The sequence below is a fragment of the Micromonospora sp. 15K316 genome (assembly GCF_004348525.1).
In the GTDB taxonomy this organism is placed as follows: domain Bacteria; phylum Actinomycetota; class Actinomycetes; order Mycobacteriales; family Micromonosporaceae; genus Micromonospora.
Window position 1 is genome coordinate 1 of record NZ_SMKG01000336.1, and the last position, 4473, is coordinate 4473.

The window sequence follows — 4473 nt, forward strand, 5'->3', positions numbered from 1 at the left end:
GCCCGGTCACCACCCCGAACACCCAGAGGAACGTCCCGCCTCCCCTCGCAAACCGGACGGTCGCGACGCCCCCGACCTGGCCCGGGGCAAGCCCGACCTGGCCAATCACCCCAGCCGCAGCCGATGATCGACTCGGGTTCCGTGAAGTCGGGGCAAATCGCACGGAAGGGACACCCCGACATGCCGGTAGCCCGAGTCGATGAACCCGCTCGGTTTTGACGCGAACCCGCCGGAGTGCGGGCGCCACCGGGGAAGAGTCAGGCGGAGAGGTAACGGAGGATCGCCAGCACCCTGCGGCTGTAGCCGGTCGTGTTGGACAGGTCGAGCTTGTCGAAGATCGCGTTGGCGTGCTTCTCGACAGCGCTGAGCGACACGTGCAGCCGTCCGGCGATGGCGGCGTTCGTGTGCCCCTGGGCCATGTGGTGCAGGACGTCCCGTTCGCGCGGGGTCAACCGGGCGAGCGGGTCGGTGCGGTCCGAGCCGGACACGACCTGGCGTACCACCTCCGGGTCCAGCGCGGTCGCTCCCGCGCAGACCCGGTCCAGCGCGTCGAGGAAGTCGTCGACCTGGGCGACCCGGTCCTTCAGCAGGTACCCGACCCCCTCGGGGCGGTCGGCGAGCAGCCGGCTGGCGTAGCGCTTCTCGACGTACTGGGAGAGTACGAGGACTGCGGTGTCGGGCCAGCGGTGGCGGATCTCCAACGCGGCGCGCAGGCCGTCGTCGGTGTGGGTGGGGGGCATCCGGACATCGGTGACGACCACGTCGGGGCGTTCGAGGTCGACCGCCGCGAGCAGCTCGTCGGCGCTGCCGACCGAGGCGACCACGACGTGGCCCTCCTCGACGAGCAGCCGGGCCAGTCCTTCGCGCAGGAGCGTCGAGTCCTCGGCGAGCGTCACGCGCACGGCAGCTCCGCCAGTACGGTCGTCGGCCCGCCGGCCGGGCTCTCCACGCGCAGTCGCCCGTCCAGCGCGGCGACCCGGCGGGCCAGCCCGGAGAGGCCGCGACCCGAGGGATCCGCGCCGCCCGTGCCGTCGTCCCGTACGCGCATCCGGACCGTCCCCTCCCCCGGCTCGATGTCGATCGTGACCAGGGTAGCGGCGGCGTGTTTCGCGGCGTTCGTGAGCGCTTCGCAGGCCACGAAGTACAGCACGGTCTCGACCTGCCGGTCGGGCCGCACGGGCAGGTCGCACCGGATCCGCACCGGCACGGCGGAACGCTGGGCGACCATCCCGAGCACCTGCCCCAGGTCGCTCTCCTCGAGCGCGGAGGGGTAGACCCGCCAGGCCACCTCCCGCAACTCCTCCAGCGCCCGCTGCACGTCCTCGTGCGCCTGCGTGACCAGGGCGTGCGTCCGCTCGGCGTCCCGGCCGCGCCGCGCCCTGCCGAGCAGCATGCCGAGCGCGACGAGCCGCTGCTGCAGTCCGTCGTGCAGGTCCCGCTCGATGCGTTGGCGTTCGGCGTCGACGGCGGCGATCACGCCCGCCCGCGTGCTGGCCAACTCGCGGACCCGCTCCTCCAGGGCCGCCCGGGCGCCACGGTCGAGCAGCCGCCGGGCGATGCGGACGTCCAGCGCGCCCACGCTGGCGATGGCCTGCACGTTCAGCATCAGCAACACCACACCGACGACGACCTGAAGCAGGAGGTCGGCCAGGGACAGGTCTCCGCGTACGGCGGCGGAGAGCAGGATCCAGGCCAGCACCGCGCCGATCGCCAGCAGGCCGAACGCGAGCGCCCCCAACGCGCCCGGGAGCAGCCGGGCCGCCAGGTAGGCGACGTCCCGCCAGCCGGCCGTACGGATCGGAGGCAGCTCGTTCACGCCGAGCAGCGCGGCGAGCCGGCGGCGTTCGAGCCGCACCAACGTCGTGGCGTACCTCGGGATCAGCACGCCGACCCGGCGGCGGGCCGGCGGCACGAGCGCGGACCCGGCGCCGGCGACGGCGGCGACCAGCAGGAAGACCAGATCCCCGGCGGCGGTCAGCACACCCGCGCCGACGCCGACGCCGACCCGGGCGGGGTGCGTCAACGCGGCCCGCCGTGCCCGTCGTCGCCCCAGCCGCCACTGCGGTAGAGGGTGCCTCGGCCACTCGGGTCGGGGACGCCCGTGCCCGAGCTGGGGAGGGTCGCCGATTCCGGCTCACTTCCGCCGCGGCGGGCCCGGCGTACCCGGGTCACCACGAACCAGGCGGCCGCCGCCGCACAGACCACGATGACGACGTTCTGGAGTACGCCGACGTACCCCTCGACCAGGTGCCAGTTGTCGCCGAGCAGGTAGCCGGCGAGCACGAACGTGCTGTTCCAGATCAGGCTGCCCAGCGTCGTGTAGAGGGCGAAGACGGCGATCGGCATCCGCTCCACGCCGGCCGGGATGGAGATCAGGCTCCGGAAGATCGGGATCATCCGGCCGAAGAAGACCGCCTTGACCCCGTGCCGGATGAACCAGGCCTCGGTCCGGTCCACGTCGCTGAGTTTGACCAGTGGCAGCTTCGCCGCGACCGCCCGGATCCGGTCGCGGCCGAGCGCCGCTCCGATCCCGTAGAGGGCCAGAGCGCCGAGCAGTGATCCGAGTGTCGTCCAGAAGATCGCCCCGACCACGCTCATCCGGCCCTGCCCGGCGACGAAACCGGCCAGCGGCAGGATGACCTCGCTCGGGATCGGCGGGAAGAGGTTCTCCAGCGCCACGGCCAGGCCGGCGCCGGGCCCACCGAGCCGTTCCACCAGGTCCGTGACGTAGCCGACGATCCCGTCCTGCGGCGGTTGGGCGTCCGCCGCGAGACCTCCCGTGGCGAGTAGGGCGTGCGGGGTTCGAATCATGGGTCAACGCTACGAAGTCTTCCTGGGAGGCGGCCATGAGGATGGCCTTCCGAGCGGGCGGTGACGCCGCACCCCACGGGATGCGGAGAACCGCACCCGTGGCGTCCGGCGGCCGCCGGCCGGAGATCGGCGGCGGCTAGGGTGGGCGCGTGTCGGGTGAGCAGGTGAACGGCCGGGTGGCCCAGCTCTGGCGCTACCCGGTCAAGTCGATGCTCGGCGAATCGCTGACCACGGCGACGGTCGGCCCGGGTGGCGTCCAGGGCGACCGTCGGCTCGCGCTGCTGCACCGCGAGACCGGGCGGGTGGTCAGCGCGAAGGACCCACGGCGGTGGCGCGACCTGCTCACGTTCCAGGCAACCGGCGGCGGCTCGGAGCCGGTGCGGATCACCCTGCCCGACGGTCGCACGGTCTCCGGCCGGAACGAGCAGGCGGACGAGTTGCTCTCCGCGGTGCTCGGCACGCCGGTGACCCTGACCGACACGCCGCCGGCGGGCGCAACCCTGGACCGGGCCGTTCCGGAAGCCGTACTCGCCGCCGGCGTCACCGCCGTCGTACCGGTGGATCCGAGCCCGCTCGGCGGCGCCGCACCCGGCACCTTCTTCGACTTCGCCCCGATCCACCTGCTCACCACCGCCGCGCTCGGCCGGCTCGCCGTCGAGCTGCCCGACGGTCCCCCGCAGGCCGAGCGGTACCGCCCGAACCTGGTCGTCGCGACACCGGAGACCGGATTCGTGGAGAACAGTTGGGTGGGCCGCCGGCTGCGGATCGGTGGGGAGCTGGTGCTGCGGGTGCTCGCCCCGACGCCGCGGTGCGCCGTGCCGACCCTGGCGCACGGCCGGTTGCCCCGACGGCCGGACGCGCTGCGGGCGCCGGCCCGACTGAACCGAATCGAACCGCTGCCCGGCCTCGGGCCGCAGCCGTGCGTCGGCGCGTACGCCCAGGTGGTCACGCCGGGTCGGGTCGCCGTCGGCGACGCGGTGGAGCTCGACTAGGGCCCGGACTCGGCCGGGCCGTGGCGACCGGCCGCGCGCAACACCCGACCGGGTCGGGAAGACCTCAGCCGTCGTCGCGCCCGACGTGCACCTCTACACGTTCGAGCAGGTCGTCGAGGCGGTCCGCGATCCCGGAGGAGAGTTCGTCCCGTTCGGCCGCCTCGTCGATCCGCTCGCGCAGCTTCTTGACGTGCTTGGCCCGGTCCTTCGGCTTGCCACGGATGAGGTCGGCCAGCTCGTCGCGCAGGTCGTCGGCGGTCCGCCGGTCGACCTGGCCCTGTGCCTGCGCCTTCACCAGCAGCGCCACGAACTCGGTGGCGAGCTGCCGCAGGTCGAGCGGCTCGGGCGCCTCGGTGGTCGGCGGCGCGGGCGGGGACGTCGACGGCGACGGGGGCTTGGGCGCGGCGGAGGTGGCCGGCGAGTGCGGCGTGGAGTTCGCCGTGCCGGCGGCCGACGGGGTACCGCGGTCGTCGTCGAGGGCGAGCAACACCCCCACGGCGAGCACGAGCACCAGACCGGCGGCGGCGATCGCGGCGAGCGGGCTGCGGGACCGCCGTCGCGGTGCCGGCACCGGGTGCCGTGGCGCCGCGGGCCGCCTGTCGATCAGGGTGGGGGCCTGCGCCGAGGCTGTCTCTTATACACAGCTGACGCTGCCGACGATCTGACGCGT

At 73.8% G+C, this 4473-nt stretch carries 5 protein-coding genes; 1 reads left to right on the forward strand and 4 read right to left on the reverse strand.

The annotated features are described in order from the left end of the window. Nucleotides 1-257: 257 nt before the first annotated feature. Genes E1211_RS30920 through E1211_RS30930 form a run of 3 tightly spaced genes read right to left on the reverse strand, consistent with a single transcriptional unit; the run spans nucleotide 258 to nucleotide 2811 of the window. The gene (locus E1211_RS30920) at nucleotides 258-902 is read right to left on the reverse strand and encodes a response regulator transcription factor (protein WP_132353589.1); all 645 of its coding nucleotides are present in this window, start codon (nucleotides 900-902) and stop codon (nucleotides 258-260) included. Continuing rightward, entirely contained in the window at nucleotides 893-2023 is a 1131-nt protein-coding gene (locus E1211_RS30925) for a sensor histidine kinase (protein WP_132353591.1), read from the reverse strand. The genes E1211_RS30920 and E1211_RS30925 overlap by 10 nt, the downstream gene beginning before the upstream one ends. Further along, nucleotides 2020-2811: a DedA family protein gene (locus tag E1211_RS30930; protein WP_132353593.1), complete on the reverse strand. Its 792-nt coding sequence runs from the start codon at nucleotides 2809-2811 to the stop codon at nucleotides 2020-2022. Before E1211_RS30930 ends, E1211_RS30925 begins: the two co-directional genes overlap by 4 nt. Nucleotides 2812-2960: 149 nt before the next feature. Here E1211_RS30930 and E1211_RS30935 point away from each other — a divergent pair, with 149 nt between their 5' ends. Further along, the gene (locus E1211_RS30935; protein ID WP_243709786.1) at nucleotides 2961-3803 is read left to right on the forward strand and encodes an MOSC domain-containing protein; all 843 of its coding nucleotides are present in this window, start codon (nucleotides 2961-2963) and stop codon (nucleotides 3801-3803) included. Between the two features lie 64 nt (nucleotides 3804-3867). Here the strand turns inward: E1211_RS30935 and E1211_RS30940 are convergent, their stop codons facing one another. Then, the gene (locus E1211_RS30940) at nucleotides 3868-4374 is read right to left on the reverse strand and encodes a hypothetical protein (protein ID WP_132353595.1); all 507 of its coding nucleotides are present in this window, start codon (nucleotides 4372-4374) and stop codon (nucleotides 3868-3870) included. Between the last annotated feature and the right edge of the window lie 99 nt (nucleotides 4375-4473).